Below are 20,358 nucleotides of genomic sequence, written 5' to 3'. Positions count from 1 at the left end.
CGTCTGGCAATTATTTCTGTTTATTTTCTGCATTGTTCTCGGCAACTTTGGCCCCTGGTCTTAACGAGGTAGCTCCGTCTACTACTATCTTTTGGCCAACTTCGAGACCTGATGTTACGACAACTTTGTCGGCTAGTTTATGACCCAAAACAATTTGTTTAAGTTCAACTTTGCTGCTGTCATTAACCGTGTATACGTTGAATACCCCCAATTGCTCAAAAACAGCTTTGTAAGGGATGACCATTTCTTCTTGCGTAGATGTACTCTCTACATTCAATGTGGTGTTCATACCTGCTCTTAAAGCATTTGCACCATTGGCAAATGATGCTCTGACTTTCAGGGTTCCTGTTTGGCTATCTACTGCTCTGTCGATTGTAACTATACGTCCACTTTCTTCGTAGCGGCTACCATCTGGCATAGATGCATAGATTTGAGTGGATGAGCTACCAGCTTGTAGCTTAGTGAATTCAGGAATGTCTTTTTCATTGATCTGAAACTCAATCGCAATTGGATTGGTCGATGATACAGTATTTAAGAGTGTAGTGCCTGCATTGACCAAGGCACCATTACGGACCTGTGATATCCCGATATTTCCGGAAAATGGTGCGACGATGGTCGAACGTTGCAGATTGGTACGTGCGGTAGTCAAAGCGGCTTCAGCAGCTTGTACCTGTGCACGTTGATTATTGACATCCGTAGTGGCGTAATCTAATGTTTGTTTTGCAATCGCGTCTTTCTCCGCTAGGGTTTGGTAACGCTGTAAATCTTTTTGTACGCGATCTAGGTTAGCCTTAGCAATTTCTAAGCTAGCCTTGGCTTGATCGACAGCAGCTTGATAGCGCACACGGTCAATTTCGTAAAGGCGCTGACCTTTGCTCACAAAAGCTCCATCGGCAACAAAAATATTAGTGATATATCCTGTTACTTCAGCTCTGATTTCGGTCTCCTGTAAAGGAACAACACTAGCTGGGTAACTTTTTAGACCTGATACAATTTCTTTACCAACGATAGCTGTAGAAACGGGCATTGCCATGTCGGCTTGTTGTCCCGGTGCACCACCCTTAGGCTTGTTGTCTTGGGGGCCACCGCAGGATTGCCATAATAATCCGGAACCGATAAGTAAGGCTGAAAGTAATTGATTTCTATTCATGACGTTGTATTTTTTCTGTTATTAAGGTTGTTATATTAGTTGATTTCCACTGTACCTAACGCTTTCTGTATATCCAGTTTGCTGGACAATACGACATACAGTGAATTTAAGTAGTTGAGCTGTGAGGTTTTCAAATCTGTCTCCGCAGTCATTAGTTCTAAATAAGTTTTTACACCAGCATCGTATTGTAACTTGATGGTATTATACACTTCTTCGGAAAGCTCCATGTTATCTTTAGAGTTACGCCATTCGTTCATATTAGCGCGATATCCAGCCATTGCAGCAGAGTACTCCGTGCTGATTTGGTTTTCAAGATTTTGAAGGTCCAATGAGATACGTTCTTCCTGTAATTCTGATTTTTTGATCTCCTGGATTCTCTTGGTCCCTGTAAAGATAGGAAGGGATAAAGTCAACCCTATACTAGATCCCGGGAAGTTATCCGTGTACAGATCTGAAAACTTGTTATTTCTATAGTTTAAAGCATAGTTGGCATAGGCACTTACTTTTGGAAGGTAGTTCCATTTTTGGTACTGCGTATTTAAGCGCTGGATGTCTTTCAAATTTTCCAATTGTTTGAATTCTACTCTATGGGCTATTTGAAGTAGCTCTGTCGTATCCAAAAGAATGCTGCTCTCCATGCTTTGGTTGGCAAATGACAAAGAAAGAGGTTGATTGTTTGGAATTGCCAGTAGCATCTTCATATAATCGTATTTGTATTTTCGATTTTCGGAAGCGGTCTTTAAGTCTGCTTTTGCATTGTTCAAAGATATCTGCGCTCTTTTAAAATCAGTCTTGTCTACTAATCCTACTTCATAACGGGCATTAGCTTCGGTATGTTGGCGCTCTAATCTCAGAATATTCTCGTTGATGATCTTAATTTGCTCTTCGCTGGTCAATATATCATAATAAGCCTTACTGACATCGACTACTGTATTGATTTTTGTAGACTCTTCGTTAAGGTTGTTTTGTTGACGTACGTATTTTGCTGCTTTCGACGCTTGAAAAAGCTGTGGGCTGATCAATGCCTGGTCTGCCTGAAAGGTCAAAGCACTGGTATTACGCTGTCCTAGAGCGACGTTAGTTCCATTGAAGTTGGTTGTCGGCAATTGCATGGAGTGTGCGATGCTCCCGTTGGCATTGATTTGTGGAAACCATCCGGATAGAGCGGATGCAATTTCGCGTTCGCCAATTTCCTTGTCAATCTGTGCTTGTTTGATTTCAATCTTATTACGTAAAGCGTAATTGATCAAATCGTCTAATGTTGCATTGCTGCCAAGGTCTGATTGCTGCGCGAGTGAGATACCACAGCCAGCAATAGCTAGAAAGGCAACAGATACTATCTTCCTAAAATTATAATTCATATTCATATGTGTATTATTTTTTCTCTTTTGCCATATGGAATACTCATGGGTGTTTGTGCTTCGCTAAACATGAGTATTTCATATTATTGTTTTACACCGTTCCAAATAATTTCTATTAACTCATTTAGATGTTTTTTGTCGTATTTGATCTTTTGGTAAATGACAGATTTTGAAAATGTTACAGCTGCTCCTATGTAGGCGGAGGCCATAACATGGACATCAATTTTTCTAAGATTATTTGTTTCCATACCTTTCAACAAAAAGGTAATAACATTGTTTTCATCACAGCCTCCAACTTTCTGTCTATCATGGCCCAATTCATTGAAAGGGGAGTTGTGGAATTGCTCTAGAAAGCTGAATATATCTGTATTGTTGATCTGAAATTTGCAAAAGCGTTCTAATACTATGGCAAACTGTTGTTGGTAGGATAAATCCTCCGCCAAGTCATCAAATATAAAAGCATTGATTTTCTTTTTGCAGTAGCTAAATAGCTCAAGGATCAAGTTTTCCTTGGATGGAAAATAATGATAAATAGTGCCAATTGCTACATCAGAATTCTTGGCAATCATACTCATCGGGGTTCCATGGAACCCATTTTCTTTGATGAGTGCTAGTGTATGCTTGAAGATACACTCTATCTTATCTGTAAATTGAACGTTCATTCGGTTGCAAATGTAGTGATTGAGAGCCAATAAAAATGTCAAAATTTTGTTATAAAAGTATGTTTCTTAAGAGTGGAACGCGAAGTAGGGAAAGACGCTTGGTAAGGTCTGTGTTAAGAAATTGTTAATTCTTAGGAAACCTCTTGACAGGTGTCGTTTTGACACTTATCTTTGTGGTATCATAATTTAGGTTTATAATTGGTTAGTAAAGGTTTTCATTCTCCCCGTTTGAAAACCTTTTTTTATGCTTTATTTCTAGAAAACGCTTGTAAATTATTTGATTATAGCCTGCTATCAATTCGTGTGTGATATAACCGACTACTGTCTATTTACAGTCTTTTAGTGCTTTCTGTACTTCCTCATGGGAATAGATGGAGTCACTCTTTGCAAAATTGGTCGTGATATAGGTCAAGATATAGGCAATATCAAGCTCGCTCAGTTGCGGGTTGGCCGGCATCTTTTCATTAAAGGTTTGACCGTTTACTGTGATTTCACCCTGCATACCATTGCGCACGATACAACTTAACTGTGTCCTGTTCTCCTCGAAAAATTTGGCGTCGGTCAATGGAGGATAGAGCTTGCCCAATCCTTCTCCCTTAGCACCATGGCAGTTTTGACAATGGGTCATATAGAGTTTTTGACCATTTACAGCGTATTGAGCTGTTTCTATATTTAGATTGGAATGGCATGACGCTAAATAAGCTAAGCTCAATATCGTCATGCCTAGAATTGCGAAAATGTTTAATAAGCGCATATTATTTGTACTCTTGAAGGAGTATATCAATATCTGTTAAAAGTTTTTCCACTTCTTCATTGTTGGTGCCATCATAGGCTCCACGGATTCTTTTGTCATGGTCTATGAGTACCAGATATCCGGAATGGTCGTATCCACCAGGTACATTGGGGTCTTCTTTAGTAAACACCAGGTACTTGTCCGATAGACCATAGATCGCGGCCTTCGAACCATTCACAAACTGCCACTGATCATTGTCCACTCCTAGTTTGGTCGCATACGATTTCAAAACATGAGGCTGATCGTATTTAAAGTCTATACTATGGGAAAGGAAAGCAATCCGCTTATCGTTTTTATATTTCTCGTACGCCTTTAAAAGGTTTCTTTGCATTGTCGGGCAGATGCTTGGGCAGTGCGTAAAGAAAAAGTTGGCGACATAGATTTTATTATCGAAAAACTTGTCAGACAGCATAACGCTATCTTGATTCAAGAATTCGAAACTAGGGATAGCAGGGTAGATGGTATCAGTTACCATCTTTCCGTCTATTTCTTTTTGGACTACTTCGCGCTCCCCGATAATAGGGAGTTTCTTTGCTGTTGATTGACAGGCTGCAAAAGTCAGTACACATGCAGCAGTACAAAAAAATGTTCTAATCATGGTATAAATTATAGTTTGCCCAGCTTTTTGTTGCTCTCTAAAGAAACATCTTCAAACTGTTTTTTCATTGCTTTTATTTTTTCAATTTCTGCTTCTTGGTAGGCTACGGCCGTACTGTCTGGATTGTATTCTTTCATCCAGGTCATCATGTTGTCTGTAGCCGCTTCTAAGTTGCTTTTTAGGGTTACAAGGTCGACTCTGATGGCCGCAGTATCGGCTTTTGGATCTTTGGTTAGTACTTGGCCCAAGTTTCCTAAAATTGAATCTATTTTGACGGTAGTTTTATCAAAGTGAGCGATTTGGGGCATGATTTCGTCATGTACGGCTATGGCTTCTTCAGCCAATTGCTGATGTTTGACGGCTTCCTTTGTGGTGTTTGACTGACAAGAAGCCAGTAGAATCGCACCAGCTGATAAGAAATAAAAGACTTTTTTCATATATATAGAATTTTAATTTTTTAAGCTGTATCCTAGGGTATGCTCTGGTAGAAATATGTTTACAGACATGTACTACTTTGTTTACCCGGTAAGATACAGCAGGTGAATACTGTTTCGCTGTATTGTTCCAATGCTATAAAGATACTGCTCTTTTGGGTACGAAGTCTAAATTTCGGATGTAAATCTCATTATGACAAATAGCACATTTGGTTCCATTTTTATCAAATACAGATGTGGTGAATGTTTTTATGACTTTTCCTTTATCTCTTATTTCATCAAAGGCTTGTGAGACATCCTCGTCCTGAAGATAGAGCGAGTATTGCAAGTCCGTCCGTCCGGGTTTAAGGTATTCGATACGAGCAGATTTGAGCCAGGCAACCGTTCTCTTCATTCCGTTGGCTTGAAATATTTGATCTAGGAGTATTGAATGCACTGGGTCGAGTGCTGTAAAGATGGTTCCTCCAAATACGGTTTTATTCGAGTTGACATTGAGAAAACTTTTATGAATCTTAACATCGATTCCTCGGAAGTCTTTGTGGACCTGTCTTACCCATATTCTTTGAAAAAAGAAAGGGGGATAAAATCTAAGTAACCATTTGAGCGAAGACGGATTTAACTTCATACTAACAAAAGTACAATTAATAACGTTTTAAATAAGGAAATAGTAGGGATATGTTGCGTAAAAAGAATTTCTATAGTATTTTAGGTCAAATTTAACCGTTCTGTGACCAAAGAAAGGTCGCTTTTGTTTTTATAATTAAACCTTATTATGGCCTCCAACAATACTAAGAATACAGGGCTGCTGATTATGGTCGCTTCATTGGGCTATTTCGTAGATATATATGACTTGATTATTTTTTCGATCGTTCGTGTACGTTCTTTTCATGATATCGGTGTGCCAGATGACTTGATGCGGGTAAAAGGCGAATTTGTGTTGAACATGCAGATGGGAGGCTTGCTGTTGGGCGGATTGATATGGGGAGTGATCGCCGATAAGTACGGACGTATAAAGGTGCTTTTTGGCTCTATTTTGTTGTATTCTTTAGCGAATATCTATAACGGCTTTGTGCATGATGTGACCACCTATGGTATGGTACGTTTTATAGCAGGAGTAGGGTTGGCAGGTGAATTGGGAGCAGGTATTACTTTAGTGAGCGAGTCTATGCATCGAAGCAAGCGTGGCTATGGAACGATGCTGGTGGCCGGAGTGGGAGTTCTAGGAGCAATTCTTGCCTATTTTGTGTCCGAATGGTTTGATTGGCGAACCGCATACTTTGTAGGAGGAGGGATGGGAATCGTATTGTTGTTGATGAGGATAGGTACTTTCGAATCGGGACTTTTTGCGCAATCTGTTGAAGATAGTCATATTCAGAAAGGAAGTTTGAAATTATTGTTTAGCAATAGGGACCGGTTTAAACGCTATGTGTATTGTTTATGTATAGGTCTTCCAATTTGGTTTGTGGTGGGGGTATTGGTCACCCAGGCTCCTGAGATAGGGAAGGCTCTAGGAGCAAAAGATGTATTGAGTGCTGGAAAAGGGGTAATGTTTACCTATTTAGGTATTTCTGTTGGTGATTTCTTGGCAGGACTCCTGGCGCAGTGGCTAAAATCGAGAAAGAAGGTCGTATTTGTATGTCAGATATTGATTTTAATATCATCCCTTTGGTATCTGAATAGTACGGGAATAGGAGAGGATAAGTTTATGTTTCTCGCATTTTTTATGGGATTGGGGGTTGGGTACTGGGCTACTTTTGTGACGATATCTGCGGAGCAGTTTGGTACAAATCTGCGAGCCACGGTAGCTACTACTGCTCCCAATTTTGTACGAGGTGCGCTGATTCCCTCTACATTGCTATATGGCTATTTGGTCGATTTGTGGGGAATTATTGTTGCCGCAATTGTTACACTGGTGTTGCTCACGGGAATCGCTATTTTTGCGTTAACACAGTTAGAGGAGAGCTTTGATAAGGATTTGGACTATTACGAGGAATAGCTTAACGGTCGGGACATTTTTTACAACGTTTGCCTCTTTTGTATTTTTTGCAACATTTTTTTAATATGCAGCAGGAAAAGTCGCCAAAGGGGTTTATGCCTTTGGGCGAATGATCGATTTCTATATTTGCGTCCGGTGGAACTATTATACTTTGCCTGTCCATGCGACAAAGATAGTTATTTAGAATATTTTTAAATTAATCGAATTGTAATTTTTCTTTCAACTCCCGAGATATCAGGTCTGTTGCACCATTAATGAGTTTTGGATCATCCGTGTTGTTTACGATAACGCGGTCACATGTATCTTTATAAGGCAATAGATAGGTGTTGTAAGACGGGACGACATGATTGACCCATTTGTACATTACATCATCGTGGTCGTATCCACGTTCTATCAAATCTCTTTTCAGCCGGCGCTTTAATGCTATATCTTCGTCGGCATCTAAAAATATACGATAGTTTAATAGCTGATTGACTTCTTCATAGTGGAAGATAAATAATCCCTCCACAATCAAAATAGGAGCGGGTTTTATCTCCAATATTTTCGGAGTTAGGTTGGGGTTATTAAAGGTATACTCCTTTTTGTATATCGTTTTACCTTCGAACAGACTTTTGATATCATTAAAAAAGTCTTCTCTATTGATAGATGAGGGGACATCAAAGTTGTATAGTCTATTCTCCTCTTGTGTCTTGGTGTTCGCAGGATAATAATAATCATCCTGCGAAATCAATGTAACCTGTTCTTGATCAAAGTGATCTAAGAAGCTTTTTAAAAAGAAGGTTTTCCCGGATCCGCTACTTCCAGCGATTCCCATTACGTACGGTTTGTCCATTTATTTTTTTAAAGTTATGGAAGTTATCACCATTATAACTTTATTTTAAAATTACTCTTGCTCTAATGGTATACCATAGGTAATCTCTACCTGGAACTTACGGTCCAGTACACCAATGGAGGTGGCTACAGATTTGGAAAGTACGACGATTGCGTCTTGTGTTTCTTGATTGTCCCCAAATTTGCCCACAACTTTTGCAAAGGTAACACTTCGATTCATGGGATTTGTAATTTTTAATATCGTTCCTATCGGAGCCGTTTTGTGCAAAGCAAGACTGGTCTGCCCATCTCCTTGGAGGCTTTCCATCCAAACGCCAACTCCACGCTCTTTTTTCTCCCGGATGCCGTATTTGTTGGGTTTGAACATTGAATCATCGATAGGCTGGTGCTCTTGTATTTCCTGAGGTACCTCAGGAACAATGACGGCTTCGAGTTTAGGCTCTGGTTCGGGAAGACTATGATTAGGAACTTTTAGGATTTGACCTTCGCGTAGGTTCTCGGATGTGAGTCCGTTTACTTTTTTGATGTCTTCTATAGAGATCCCAAAACGTCGAGAAATTGCATAGAGTGTCTCGCTTTTACTGACTTTGTATTCTGTGATTTCTTGAGGATCCAGCACGATCTTTTCGTTGTCCGAAGCCGTGTTTTTATTCTTTGAAGATTGATCCTCTGGAAGGACTTTTCCCCGAGGAATCTTTACGGTATCACCGACACGCAGGTTTTTCTTGTTGTTGGTATTCATAATGTCCTTAACAGGAACACCATATACTCTGCTTAGTTGATAGTAGGTCTCTTGAGGAGTTAACTTATGGATGACATAGCGCTGTCCATTTACAATTTCGTTTCCTATAGAATCAGGAGCTGTGATCACCATGGCTGTAGCCATATCAGCGGCTTGAGTTGGTGCCAATGTGCTTAATCCTAGTCCTAAAGCTAATAAAAACGATAGTTTATGATACGATTTAATAGTTTTATTATGCTTCATAGCTTGCAATTATACTAAATACGTTGCAATTTCTTGTTTAGTATTTGATAAAAAGAAAATATGACCTTTGACTTGAAAATAGGGCTGTGGGATTAATCTGTCTAAGCCTTTTAATATAATTTTATGGTCAAGTATTTCATTCTTAGTTGATAGACAGAGATAGAGGTCGAAGTTGTTATTGTGTTTTTTGTGATAAGACCAGATGAATATATTTTGATAGGGCTGTAACCATATTTGATCATCAGGAGCTAGGTCTTTGATGAAATCTGGAAGATGTCCTTGGTAGGGGATGGGATAAGTGATACTGTTGTAGGGCAGGAGCAATGATACAGGTGTCTTCGTATTTACGTCACCGCTTTCCAGATCCATATAATATTCGAGCCCCGAAGGGATCGAGCGGTGCGCTACTTTGAGGATGCCATTATATACTTCTTTCAATATATATTGTTGATAGCACGAGACTACGGACTGACTGGGGATATGCAAAACTTGAACGCCAGCCTGTATGGGAGATGACGTGCCAAATCGTTTGAATATCAGGAAATCTCCTTGTATGGCCTCTATGGTCCATTCTTTTTCAGAAATAGTATAGTTCTCCAGTACGGTGTCTCCTTCAAATGTCATTACAGAAAATGAAGGTATGGTATGTGTTGGATCCCTGTACTCGACCACAAAGCGATTATGCGAACAATCGACCTCTATTTTCCATACGGGATGAGAAAAGTGTTTTTCAAATGCTTTATTAATTGTATATTTATTCATATGTATTTTCAATTGTCACTAACTCGTCTCGATTGTCTTCGACGAGCTTCTTGCATCGGTTTATCAGGATGGAATATCCAAAACGGATACAGCCAATCCATAATGTAATTATTCCTTTAAAATAGAAAAGAATTTATGCTATACAAATTTATGAAATCCATTCTGTTGTTGCTACTTTTTGTTGTTGGAGGGGGCGTCTTTTTATATGGACAAAATATATACAAGACTGAATTAAAGGAGGATGTGGGGGCTAACGCTTGGCGCATATTGAAAAAATCTTACGATCAGGCCAAGCGCGAAAAAGCGGACTATTTTTTGGTGGAGATGAATACCTTTGGAGGTGCCGTAAACTATGCGGACTCCATCCGTACGTTATTGCTCAATTCGGATATAAAGACCATTGTGTATGTAAATAATAATGCTGCATCGGCGGGGACCCTAATTGCGCTGGCGTCGGATTATATTTTTATGCATTCGGGTGCGTCATTAGGGGCTGCTAGTGTGGTCAATCAAAATGGAGAGATTATGCCGGAGAAGTATCAGTCATATATGCGTGGACTGATGCGTGCTACAGCTGAAGCTAAAGGTCGAGATCCAAAAATGGCAGAAGCCTTCGTAGACCCTAGTATATCAATTCCAAAATTGAAAGAGGATGGCAAGATTTTAACGTTTACGGCATCAGAAGCGGTAAAGGCTAATCTTGCGAAAGCAGAGGTCAAAACACAAGAAGAGATCTTTCACACCTTGGAAATGTCGGCTCCCAGTGTACAACGCTACGAAAAGACTTGGGTAGACAACATCATTGCTCTTTTGGTCAATCCGATGGTGAGTGGTCTTTTGATAATGGGTATCATTGGGGGGATTTACTTTGAGCTGCAGACGCCAGGTATTGGTTTTGCCCTAGGTGTGGCCCTCGTCGCAGCGACATTGTTTTTTGCACCTTTGTATTTGCAGGGACTGGCTGACCATTGGGAGATAGCGCTTTTCATAGTAGGTGTGATCTTGTTGGCGCTCGAAGTATTTGTCATTCCGGGATTTGGAATAGCAGGTGTATTGGGCATTATTTTCGTGTTATGTGGATTGGCCTTCTCTATGCTGGCGAATGATTATTTTGATTTTAAGGTTTCTCAACCCGGTTTATTGATGAATTCTTTTTTAATTGTTATTGGAGCGATGGTTCTCTCCATTATTTTAATGGTGATTTTTGGGAAGAATATTCTCAACACCTCTGCTTTTAAACGTTTGGTATTGGCTGATGAACAGCGTGCGGACAGTGGCTATACTTCGTCGGTGCCTAAAGTTGATTTATTGAACAAAGAAGGCGTATCCAGGACTGTTCTGCGCCCTGCGGGCAAAATAGAAGTGGAGGGGGTGTGGTATGATGCAGTGGCTCTTGATGGATTCATAGATGCAGGTGAATCTGTGTATGTGGAAAAGCATGAAAACTATAATCTTTTTGTTCGTAAATTAAGTGACAAGCCAGAGGGATTAAATCCGCTAAAAGAGGCTTAATTGTTGACTTGAAACGGGTTTGCTTGTCCGGGTAGGGTAGGCAAATTTTGTTTTGTTCAGGTTGTTCTTTTTACAATGTAGCAGAAAGGTGTCACGGATGATTTCCGATATCTTCCCTACCCCTTTCATACGGGTTCCGAAGGTGCTGTTATTTACATGGCCATTGTGACAACTCTGAATGGCGTGCCATATTTTGTTGCTGCGATCGGGATAGTTTGCCGACAGCCAGTCTTGGAATATATCACCGATTTGTCCATTGAGACGAACAATAATATATGCGGCCCATAAGGCGCCATGTTGTGCCGATTGCTTCAAAATAGCCGGAATCTCGTGATCTGTAAGTCCAGGGATGATGGGGGCTACGTTTACACCTACTGGAATGCCGTGTTCACTAAGTGTTTTCACCACCCTTAATCTACCGGCTGCAGTGACGGTACGCGGTTCTAGTTTCTGTCTGGTGTCTTCCGAAAGAGAAGTGATTGATATAATTACTTTTATCAGGCTTTGCTGTGCCAGTTGTTCCAGTATATCCAAGTCCCGTAGAATCAAATTATTCTTGGTAATGATGCTTATGGGCTGACGATGTTTTAGCGCTATTTCTAAAATTTTTCTTGTCAGTTGTTTTTTGCGTTCTATAGGTTGGTAGCAATCTGTATTCCCGGATAGGTGTATAGGTTGGAAATCCCAATTCTTTCTGGTTATAAATTCTTCAAAAAGCCTGGGAGAGTTTTCTTTTACAATGATCTTTCGTTCAAAGTCAAGTCCTGCGCTTAGATCCCAGTATTGATGGGAATTGCGCGCATAACAATATATACAACCATGTTCGCATCCTTGATAGGGATTGGCCGAATAATTCATGCCTACATCCGGACTCTCTACTTTATGAACCAAGGTCTTAGCTTCCGACGATAGAAAGGAGGTCTGATTATTACCTTCCTCGTTCAGATCTATTCCTTCGACAAAATAATGGTCGTATCGCTGAGATTGATAACTATTGTGTGGATTGAATTGTGCACCGCGTCCCTTAACTAGATTTTTATCCTCCATAATAGGATAAAAATACTAAAAATATTAGTTATTTTAGTTCTCGGACTTACTTTTTAGGTATTTATACAGTTCTATTTGTGAGCGAAACTCTATCTCATTGTTTTCGACGTATGCGTTGTTCAGATTATTATTTAACCACCTGGCTTTTACATTGTCTTTGAGTTGGATTCTAAGCATATCCAATATATCCGCTTTAATCTTTTTGTCATTTATTTTTACAGCAGCTTCTATACGGTGATCGAGATTTCTAGTCATCCAATCCGCAGAAGATATGTAAGTGAGCTCTTTACCAGCGCTGTAAAAATAAAAAGCACGTGCATGTTCAAGGTATTCATCTACGATACTTACAGCATGGATGGGGTGTATAAATGTGTTCTGATTTACAGCGCAATAGATACTGCGAACAATCATTTCTATTTTTACTCCAGATTCGGCAGCTTCATATATTTTCTTGATCAATACCTTGTCACTGAGTGAATTGATTTTGACAACTACATGTGCTTTTCTTCCTGCTTTGGCTTCGTCAATCTCTGTGTCAAAATAACTCAGTAAGGTGTCGCGCATGTCTGTTGGGCATACCAAGAGGCCTTTGCCCATTTTTAGCGTTTCTGTTAAATCCTGCTTAGGGCGTCGAAGGGCATTGAAAATCTTGTTGATATCTGCCATTACGGTCCGATTGCTCGTTAGTAAACAATAGTCACCGTATAGCTTTGCTGTTTTTTCGTTGATATTTCCTGTACTCACAAAACCATACTGAATTGTTCTTCCGTTTATTCTTTTTTTGATAATACCCAATTTGGCATGAATTTTTTTATTGGGAATACCCAATAGAACTTTCACGCCTTCCATCTCAAAGCGTTCTTTCCATTCGAGATTATGAGCCTCATCAAAGCGAGCTCGTAGTTCCAACATGACGGTGACGTCTTTTCCATTTCGGACAGCATTTACCAAAGCATTGGCCACTTTCGAATTGGAGGCAAGTCGATAGGCTGTAATCTGAATAGATGATACATCAGGATCCATGGCGGCTTCTCGTAGCAGATCAATGATGTGTTCAAACGTGTGATAGGGAAAAGATAATAAAACGTCTTTTTGGGTAACTACATCTGTAATACGGGTTTGATCAGCTAAATCAGGATGTAAAAAAGAACTTCGCTCTTTGGGCTTGTGGTATTTTCGAAAAATAGCGGGAAAGTCCATAAAATCTTTGAAATTGTGGATCTTTTGCCCTGGAATTATACTGTCCTTTTTCGAGATATTAAGTTTTTTAATCAAGAAATCGACCAAGTTGGAATCCATTTCATGGTCAAAGACGAATCTTGTCGGTTTTCCCTTTCTTCTGCTTTTTACGGCTTTCGCTATTTTGTCTGCAAAGTTGGTGTTGATATCATTGTCTAGATCGAATTCTGCATCTCGTGTTATCTTGAAAGCATGTGCTGTAAACTCATCAAACCCGAAAAAAGAAAAAATATGTGGTAGATTAAACTTGATAACATCTTCCAATAAGATAACATGAACCTCTTTCTTTGGTGCTGGAAGTAATACGAAACGACCATTTTGTGCCGTAGGTATTTCTATAATGGCAAATTTTGTTTCATACTGCCAGTCAGCTTTCTTCATGGCGACACCTAGATAGAGCGATTTGTCTCGTAGATAAGGCATGGGTCTTTGGTCATCTAAGAGCAAAGGGATTACGCTGGATTCAATTTCGTCAATGTAGTAGTGTTTTACAAACTGCTTTTGGTCTTCAAATAGATCCGTACTGGTTTTGATATATACCCGTTGTTTGGCCATTTCTTTCTGCACTTCGCGCCAGGTATTATCAAATTTTTTCTGTTGTTTGATAACTTTTGCATTGAGTTCATTCAGGATCAGCTGTGGCTTTTCAAAGAAAATGTTTTTAGCTTCTTTTTCGTCGACAGCGAGGGCTCGCTTTAGGCCAGCTACACGAACCCGGAAAAATTCGTCCAGGTTATTGGAAAATATACCTAAAAATTTAATCCTTGAAATAAGAGGTACGGTTTTGTCGGCCGCTTCTTGCAGAACTCTACCATTGAAGCTTAACCAGCTGATATCTCTAGGAACAAATTTACGTGCCATATATGTTATCTATTTGAATCCAAAACTATATTTTTCGTGTTATATTAATGTTAATTTTATATGAATAGTGAATCGGGGCGTTATTTAGATCCTGATCGCTTGACAATATTAATGGCCTTATATGCGGTAGTATCATAATAAGGGGCTTCTAGTTGCAGCGCTGTAGGGTAGGGTTGATTTTTGTCAAAGAAAAAAATCCGTGTGACGCTGTTGTAATCATTGGTTGGAAACAGGTCGGCACATGCATCAAACTTTGCATTCTGCAGGTCACCGACTGTGACTGCATAAATACGTATTATGCCTCCTTTATTTTGTTCATTGCGTACAAAGGCTACCTCAGTAAAATCTCCAGGAATATCTTTAATTGTAGGTTGACTGAAGGAATCCCATATCAGATACCCTAAAATAAGAATAATGGGTACGGCTATAAGCCATACCCTTTTGTTTTTTTTCATCTATGTTTTTTGTTTGATATCCTAACTCTTTATTAAACTATGCTGTTAAAGGCTAATGTTGATGCCCAGTAGTTTGTAAAACTCGCGTAAGATCGTTTGATGTCCTGGCCATGCGGGAGAGGTTACTAAATTACCATCTACAACGGATTGATCAGCTGGGATGTTTTTCCAGGTGCCCCCTGCGAGTTCAATGTCGGGCCCTACAGCTACATAAGCTGTCAAGGTACGGCCTTTTAAAACTTTTGCAGCAGTCAGAACCTGTATACCGTGACAGATGGCCGCTACCGGTTTGTTCTTTTCGAAAAAATGCTGAACAATCTCCAGAACACGCTTGTTCAAACGAATATATTCTGCCGATCGTCCGCCAGCAATATATAGACCGTCATAATCTTCTGGATTGATCTCATCGAAACTTTTATTGATAGCAAAGTTGTGTCCTCTAAGTTCTTTATATGTATGGTCGCCTGTAAAGTCATGGACCGCTGTAGGGATTACTTCTCCTTTCTTTCGATCGGGAGCTACGGCATCTACTTCGATACCGATCGATCCCATTGCTTGAAAAGGAACCATAGCTTCGTAATCTTCTACATAATCACCAACGAGTAATAATATTCTTTTTGCCATAATATTTATGTTTTAATATGTTATTCTATTGTTTAAACAACTGATATGTTCTAAAGTTTGTATTTAGCGCATTAGTATTTCCGCCATTAGCCGTTTGGTCTTTCTAACTTTAGCTTCCAATTGACTCCGGAGTAGGGGAGTAGTAATACCTTTGCCCTCTTCAAAATTGTTGTCGAATTCGGGAAGTGAAAATGTTTCCAATACCTCAGCTCCATCGAATGGCATTCGTTGGGTGGCTATATCGAGAACCGATTGTCCACCACGTCGTCCTTGGCTAGTCGCAAGTAGGAATACGGGTTTGCCATTGTATATTTTTCTTCCTTTGATTCGGGAAGTCCAATCTACTAGATTTTTATATCCAACATTGTAGTTGCCATTGTTTTCTGCAAATGAAATGATAATAAAGTCTGCAGTGTCGATTTTCTCGGCAAACTGTAAAGGACCTTCCGGTATACCTATTTCTTTTTCTTTGTCTTTTGAGAATAATGGCGCTTCAAAATCATTTAGATCAATAATCTCAATGCTGTCTTCTTTTTCTTTGTAGTACTTACTAACGGAGGACGCTAATTTTTTATTGATGGAGTCCGAGCTGTTACTAGCCCCAAAAACTAATATTTTCATGGAATAACAAATTATTATTTGATGACTACAATTTAGGAATTATTTTACAGAAAGACGAGTTTGTATATACATGTCTTAAAACATAAAAGGAGCTATTAATAGCTCCTTTTATGTTAAAATGTAGGGTGAAAACATTATACGTTAAAGCGGAAGTGCATAATGTCACCGTCTGCTACGATATATGTTTTGCCCTCTACAGCTAGTTTTCCTGCTTCTTTAACAGCAGCTTCTGAACCATAGTGTACGAAATCTTCATATTTTGTAACCTCTGCACGGATAAAGCCCTTTTCGAAATCGGTATGGATTACACCTGCGGCCTGTGGCGCTGTGTATCCTTTTTCTATTGTCCATGCTCTCACTTCTTGAACTCCAGCAGTAAAGTAAGTTGCCAAGTTAAGGAGTGAATAAGCTGCGCGAATAAGTTTATTGACACCAGATTCTTCCAGCCCTAAATCATCTAAGAACATTTGTCGTTCTTCGTAGCTTTCCAGTTGTGCAATCTCAGATTCGATTTGAGCAGATATTACCAGGACTTCTGCATTCTCTTCCTTTACAGCTTCTTTTACGCGGTCCACATAAGCGTTACCGGTATTGACAGAACCTTCATCGACGTTGCATACATAGAGTACTGGTTTTACAGTCAATAAGGTAAGGTCAGCAATATACTCAAAGTCTTCTTCGCTTATAGCAGCTGTTCGGGCGGACTTGCCGGCTTCTAGATGTTCTTTGACAACAGATAAGATGTCGAAAGTTTTTTTAGCATCTTTATCACCGCCAGTTTTAGCCATTTTTTCTACCTTTTGGATACGTTTTACCACAGTGTCCAAGTCCTTCAATTGAAGTTCGGTATCAATAATTTCTTTGTCACGGATAGGATCCACAGAACCATCTACATGGATGACATTGCCATCGTCAAAACAGCGTAAGACGTGGATGATTGCATTTGTTGTGCGGATATTGCCCAAAAATTGGTTTCCCAAGCCTTCCCCTTTAGAAGCACCTTTTACTAATCCCGCAATGTCAACAATCTCAATAGTATTGGGAACGATCCTTTGCGGATTAACAAGTTCAGCCAATTTGGTGAGACGCTCGTCAGGGACGGTGATAACACCTATATTGGGTTCGATTGTACAAAAAGGAAAATTCGCCGCTTGCGCCTTTGCGTTGGACAAACAATTGAATAATGTTGATTTACCTACGTTCGGTAGGCCTACTATACCACATTGTAAAGCCATGAGTCTTGCTGAAATATTTAAAATTTGCACAAAGATAGAAAATTTAACGTAAGAAAATGTGTGTTGGTTTTTGCTTTCTTTAGTTATTTTTGTACCATAAAATTATTACTTACTATGAGATTTATTTTTACCTTATCAGGACTATTGTTGTGCCTGATGGCTTCTGCTCAACGCAAATTTGATCATAAGTTTAACTTTGGAATGAACTATGTCATCGGTGACTCTAAAGAGCGATCTGATGATTGGTACGAAGCGATTGAAGATGATTACCTGAGTTTAAAATTTGATTATGTGGCTAGTTTTAAACTTAACAGATCTATTGAAATAGGACCCGGTGTCGGAATACGTCATCTGATCTCTTTGGATGAAACTTCCAGCAATCGGAATGTCAGTACGAATGTAATGGGATATTCTTCAAATACAATCTCGAATTATTTTGCGATACCGGTGTTTGTCAATTTTAATGCACGTTTTATAGACAAGATGGTAAGTCCTTTTGTGTCCGTTTCGACGGGATACTCGTTTGCTGTCAATGATAGTGATATTGAGTTGTATAATCAAGATAATGGTTCTCGCGAAAATTATACTTCAAAAATTAAGTCTGGCTTTATCGCAAATGCACAAGCAGGAGCGAATATTCGTTTTCGTAACGGTATGAATGTATCGGCAGGGCCTTATTTTGAGTTTCAGCCTACAAAAATTGCACGTAGTAACGGTATGGGAAATAGAACGGCTAGTCAAGAAATCAAAAGGGATCTATATCATATCGGTTTACAGTTGGTTTTTGCTTTTTAGTATCCTTTATTTTACATCTTTTAACAATATGTACATTAATCCTTTTCGGTATGTGATAGGTCATACAGATAGTTAAGGAATAAGGAGGATTGTTATGAAAAGATATTTTTACCTATCGCTATTATTTATTGGAATTGGTTTTGCCCTGCCTAGCCAAGCGCAGGTTAGTGTCAACATCAATATAGGTAGCCAGCCTCTGTGGGGGCCTGTAGGCTATGATTATGTACGGTACTACTATATGCCGGAAATTGATGTGTATTACGATGTAATGAGTCGGAAATACACGTATTATCAAGGTAATAAGTGGGTGACTAAGTCGAAGTTGCCTGGGCGCTATAAACATTTTGATGTCTATCGTACCTATAAGGTGGTGTTGAATGATCCTAGCCCTTGGAGGTACCACAGTAATCATAGGGATCGTTATGGCCGATACGCAAATAATCATACACAAGTAATATTACGTGATGCAGATAGAAAAGGGAAGGGGGGAAAGTATGATAATAGATATGGTAAAAAATCACATAAACATGCTAAGTCCAATAATCGTAAAAACCGTTATGATTAGCTGTTCGTAAAGATATTCATTAGTTGTAGTTTAAGTTTGTTTTAAAGTCCCTAAGAGGTGTCTCTTAGGGACTTTTTATAATTATTATATTTTTGGTATATAATTTGTTTCAAGGCTTTTCGAAAACAAAAAAAATATACTTTGAATTAAGATATTTGTTCTAATTTTGTGGAATATTTAGGGTAATCGTTAATTGCTATATTACATGAGGAAGAAAGGTAGAGGGTTAGTTTTTCTATTTGGAGCTACTCTCCTAGGTGTGTGGATGAGTTCTTGTCAAAATTTATCTTCAGCAGCTTTAGGGTACGTGAATCGGGATTCGATCGAAACGGATGATCAACAAGAAAGTGTTCCCACCCCAAAGCCATTGTTATTGGATAAGTGGGATTCCTTACAGCGTAATCAGATCCACTTTGTGGTAGATACCGTCAGAAAAATAGATATCAAAACTCAGAAAAAGATGCTCAAAGATTCGCTGAAGCAGGAGTTTGATAAAAAACCAAAACATGTCTTCTTGACCTTTGATGATGGGCCTTTGGTCGGAAGTGCGGCTATCGATTCCTTAGCCAAAGCTAAAGATATTAAGGTGAGCGTGTTTCTAGTTGGTAAACATGCCAATTCGGGAAAGGCGCGCAAACGTGATTTGGCGAAGTATGAAAACAATCCACTTATAGCCTGTTATAACCATAGTTATACACATGCTCATAATAGATATACTTACTTCTATAGTAATCCTGCCACTGCATTTGATGATTTTGAGAAAAATGAAAATGACCTCAACCTTAAACATAAGATTGTACGTCTTCCTGGAAGGAATATCTGGATATATGATGATGTTCGTAAGATAGATCTCCAAAGTGGTTCCAGTACGGCGGACTTATTGTTTGCAAATGGCTATAAGGTTTACGGCTGGGATGTCGAATGGCGTATTAACAGCCTGACTGGTGTACCGGTTCAAGCCTTAGAGACCGTGTTTGGAAAGATGAAGAGTTTCTTGAATTATAAAAGTTCGATGACACCTAATAATGTAGTTTTGCTCATGCATGATGACATGTTTCAGACGAAAAAGGGACAAGAGCTTTTGGGACAGTTGATTGATAATCTTAAGAAAGAAAATTATCAGTTTGAATTTATGGAGGACTATCCGATTAAGTACTAATACGGTGATTTTTATATTTGATCTGGAAGGCTCAAAGAAATGATAATACTCGTTTTTTTGATCCTTTTGTCATAGAGGGATATATATACTGCTTAAATAGATATTTCATAACATACAACTTTCTTTCTAAAACTGCGTTATACTATAAAATATACCAATTTTAGAAAGGAGGTCTTTATGAACCTAATTCACCGTGTTGAACATTGGGGTGATCGTCATCATCCACAATGGTTAGACTATTTCAGAATAGCATTAGGTATTATTGTCCTTGCCAAAGGGATTAGTTTTGTGAATGATCAAGAAGCTGTGCGGCGATTGATTGAGCAAACGAATTTTCAATTGTCTATCTGGGGTGCAGTGCACTATGTTGTTTTCACCCATTTGGTAGGTGGATTATTTATCATTTTTGGTTTTCAAACGAGATTAGCGGCCCTGTTGATATTTCCAGTGGTGGTAGGAGCGGTCTTTTTTGTTAATATCACTAGGGGATTTAGTTTCCTCAATTCCGAGCTATGGTTGTCGGTAGTGGTTTTGGTCTTGCTGGCTGTCTTTATGATAGTTGGCTCTGGAAAATTTTCGCTGGACCATAGGATGAATAAGCCCGGCTATCGTCGGTCTATCTAAAAAAAGGGCTGTATCAAAAGTAGACTTTCTCGTCTTTGCGAGGAAGTAT

At 39.2% G+C, this 20,358-nt stretch carries 22 protein-coding genes; 6 read left to right on the top strand and 16 right to left on the bottom strand.

Going from position 1 to position 20,358, the window contains the following annotated elements; all coding sequences use genetic code 11:
- Nucleotides 1-10: 10 nt before the first annotated feature.
- From M472_RS35710 to M472_RS35680, 7 genes are all read right to left on the bottom strand, one after another.
- Entirely contained in the window at nt 11-1,150 is a 1,140-nt protein-coding gene (locus M472_RS35710) for an efflux RND transporter periplasmic adaptor subunit (RefSeq protein ID WP_021070753.1), read from the bottom strand.
- Nucleotides 1,151-1,185: 35 nt separating this feature from the next.
- Complete coding sequence (locus tag M472_RS35705; RefSeq protein WP_021070752.1) at nt 1,186-2,517, bottom strand: TolC family protein; 1,332 nt, start codon at nt 2,515-2,517, stop codon at nt 1,186-1,188.
- A gap of 77 nt (nt 2,518-2,594) precedes the next feature.
- Nucleotides 2,595-3,173 (bottom strand): TetR/AcrR family transcriptional regulator, encoded by a 579-nt coding sequence (locus M472_RS35700; RefSeq protein WP_021070751.1) that lies wholly within the window; start codon nt 3,171-3,173, stop codon nt 2,595-2,597.
- Nucleotides 3,174-3,498: 325 nt separating this feature from the next.
- Complete coding sequence (locus tag M472_RS35695; protein ID WP_022829369.1) at nt 3,499-3,927, bottom strand: c-type cytochrome; 429 nt, start codon at nt 3,925-3,927, stop codon at nt 3,499-3,501.
- Between the two features lies 1 nt (nt 3,928).
- Nucleotides 3,929-4,564, bottom strand: a complete 636-nt coding sequence (locus M472_RS35690) for an SCO family protein (RefSeq protein ID WP_021070749.1) — start codon at nt 4,562-4,564, stop codon at nt 3,929-3,931.
- A gap of 8 nt (nt 4,565-4,572) precedes the next feature.
- On the bottom strand, nt 4,573-5,001 hold the full coding sequence (locus M472_RS35685) for a hypothetical protein (RefSeq protein ID WP_021070748.1): 429 nt from the start codon (nt 4,999-5,001) through the stop codon (nt 4,573-4,575).
- Nucleotides 5,002-5,134: 133 nt separating this feature from the next.
- Nucleotides 5,135-5,623: a DUF4442 domain-containing protein gene (locus M472_RS35680; RefSeq protein ID WP_021070747.1), complete on the bottom strand. Its 489-nt coding sequence runs from the start codon at nt 5,621-5,623 to the stop codon at nt 5,135-5,137.
- Between the two features lie 147 nt (nt 5,624-5,770).
- On the opposite strand from M472_RS35680, the gene M472_RS35675 reads away from it, so the two are divergent.
- Nucleotides 5,771-6,994 carry an MFS transporter gene (locus tag M472_RS35675; protein WP_021070746.1) on the top strand — a complete coding sequence of 408 codons (1,224 nt, stop codon included), beginning with the start codon at nt 5,771-5,773 and terminating at the stop codon, nt 6,992-6,994.
- Nucleotides 6,995-7,190: 196 nt separating this feature from the next.
- On the opposite strand, the gene M472_RS35670 is transcribed toward M472_RS35675, so the two are convergent.
- From M472_RS35670 to M472_RS35660, 3 genes are read right to left on the bottom strand one after another with little or no spacing between them, the layout of a single operon-like run.
- Nucleotides 7,191-7,826, bottom strand: a complete 636-nt coding sequence (locus M472_RS35670; RefSeq protein WP_022829368.1) for a uridine kinase family protein — start codon at nt 7,824-7,826, stop codon at nt 7,191-7,193.
- Nucleotides 7,827-7,877: 51 nt separating this feature from the next.
- Nucleotides 7,878-8,810 carry a LysM peptidoglycan-binding domain-containing protein gene (locus M472_RS35665; protein WP_021070744.1) on the bottom strand — a complete coding sequence of 311 codons (933 nt, stop codon included), beginning with the start codon at nt 8,808-8,810 and terminating at the stop codon, nt 7,878-7,880.
- Nucleotides 8,811-8,819: 9 nt separating this feature from the next.
- Complete coding sequence (locus M472_RS35660; protein ID WP_021070743.1) at nt 8,820-9,572, bottom strand: hypothetical protein; 753 nt, start codon at nt 9,570-9,572, stop codon at nt 8,820-8,822.
- A 135-nt stretch (nt 9,573-9,707) separates the two neighbouring features.
- Between M472_RS35660 and M472_RS35655 the strand changes: the two genes are divergently transcribed.
- The gene (locus M472_RS35655; protein WP_021070742.1) at nt 9,708-11,084 is read left to right on the top strand and encodes an NfeD family protein; all 1,377 of its coding nucleotides are present in this window, start codon (nt 9,708-9,710) and stop codon (nt 11,082-11,084) included.
- On the opposite strand, the gene M472_RS35650 is transcribed toward M472_RS35655, so the two are convergent.
- The 6 genes from M472_RS35650 to ychF form a co-directional block, all read right to left on the bottom strand.
- Nucleotides 11,070-12,131, bottom strand: coding sequence for a PA0069 family radical SAM protein (locus tag M472_RS35650; protein WP_021070741.1), 1,062 nt, complete (start codon nt 12,129-12,131; stop codon nt 11,070-11,072). The two genes, M472_RS35655 and M472_RS35650, sit on opposite strands and share 15 nt — an antisense overlap.
- A 33-nt stretch (nt 12,132-12,164) precedes the next feature.
- Nucleotides 12,165-14,231, bottom strand: coding sequence for a polyphosphate kinase 1 (gene ppk1, locus M472_RS35645; protein ID WP_021070740.1), 2,067 nt, complete (start codon nt 14,229-14,231; stop codon nt 12,165-12,167).
- An 80-nt stretch (nt 14,232-14,311) separates the two neighbouring features.
- Entirely contained in the window at nt 14,312-14,686 is a 375-nt protein-coding gene (locus M472_RS35640) for a hypothetical protein (protein ID WP_021070739.1), read from the bottom strand.
- A gap of 45 nt (nt 14,687-14,731) precedes the next feature.
- A complete protein-coding gene (locus M472_RS35635) occupies nt 14,732-15,310 on the bottom strand; it encodes a DJ-1/PfpI family protein (protein ID WP_021070738.1) in 579 nt (192 codons plus the stop codon).
- Nucleotides 15,311-15,373: 63 nt separating this feature from the next.
- Nucleotides 15,374-15,931 (bottom strand): NADPH-dependent FMN reductase, encoded by a 558-nt coding sequence (locus M472_RS35630; protein WP_021070737.1) that lies wholly within the window; start codon nt 15,929-15,931, stop codon nt 15,374-15,376.
- A 134-nt stretch (nt 15,932-16,065) separates the two neighbouring features.
- Nucleotides 16,066-17,166 (bottom strand): redox-regulated ATPase YchF, encoded by a 1,101-nt coding sequence (gene ychF, locus M472_RS35625; protein WP_021070736.1) that lies wholly within the window; start codon nt 17,164-17,166, stop codon nt 16,066-16,068.
- 114 nt (nt 17,167-17,280) lie between these two features.
- Between ychF and M472_RS35620 the strand changes: the two genes are divergently transcribed.
- From M472_RS35620 to M472_RS35605, 4 genes are all read left to right on the top strand, one after another.
- Nucleotides 17,281-17,961, top strand: coding sequence for a hypothetical protein (locus M472_RS35620; protein ID WP_021070735.1), 681 nt, complete (start codon nt 17,281-17,283; stop codon nt 17,959-17,961).
- A 94-nt stretch (nt 17,962-18,055) separates the two neighbouring features.
- The gene (locus M472_RS35615) at nt 18,056-18,526 is read left to right on the top strand and encodes a hypothetical protein (protein ID WP_021070734.1); all 471 of its coding nucleotides are present in this window, start codon (nt 18,056-18,058) and stop codon (nt 18,524-18,526) included.
- Between the two features lie 205 nt (nt 18,527-18,731).
- Nucleotides 18,732-19,685 carry a polysaccharide deacetylase family protein gene (locus M472_RS35610; protein WP_021070733.1) on the top strand — a complete coding sequence of 318 codons (954 nt, stop codon included), beginning with the start codon at nt 18,732-18,734 and terminating at the stop codon, nt 19,683-19,685.
- A gap of 177 nt (nt 19,686-19,862) precedes the next feature.
- Nucleotides 19,863-20,309, top strand: a complete 447-nt coding sequence (locus M472_RS35605) for a DoxX family protein (RefSeq protein WP_021070732.1) — start codon at nt 19,863-19,865, stop codon at nt 20,307-20,309.
- Nucleotides 20,310-20,358: the final 49 nt, after the last annotated feature.

This window comes from Sphingobacterium paucimobilis HER1398 (assembly GCF_000416985.1).
In the GTDB taxonomy this organism is placed as follows: domain Bacteria; phylum Bacteroidota; class Bacteroidia; order Sphingobacteriales; family Sphingobacteriaceae; genus Sphingobacterium; species Sphingobacterium paucimobilis.
The sequence above is the reverse complement of the archived record's forward strand: the minus strand, read 5'-3'. Positions and strand labels throughout refer to the sequence as shown.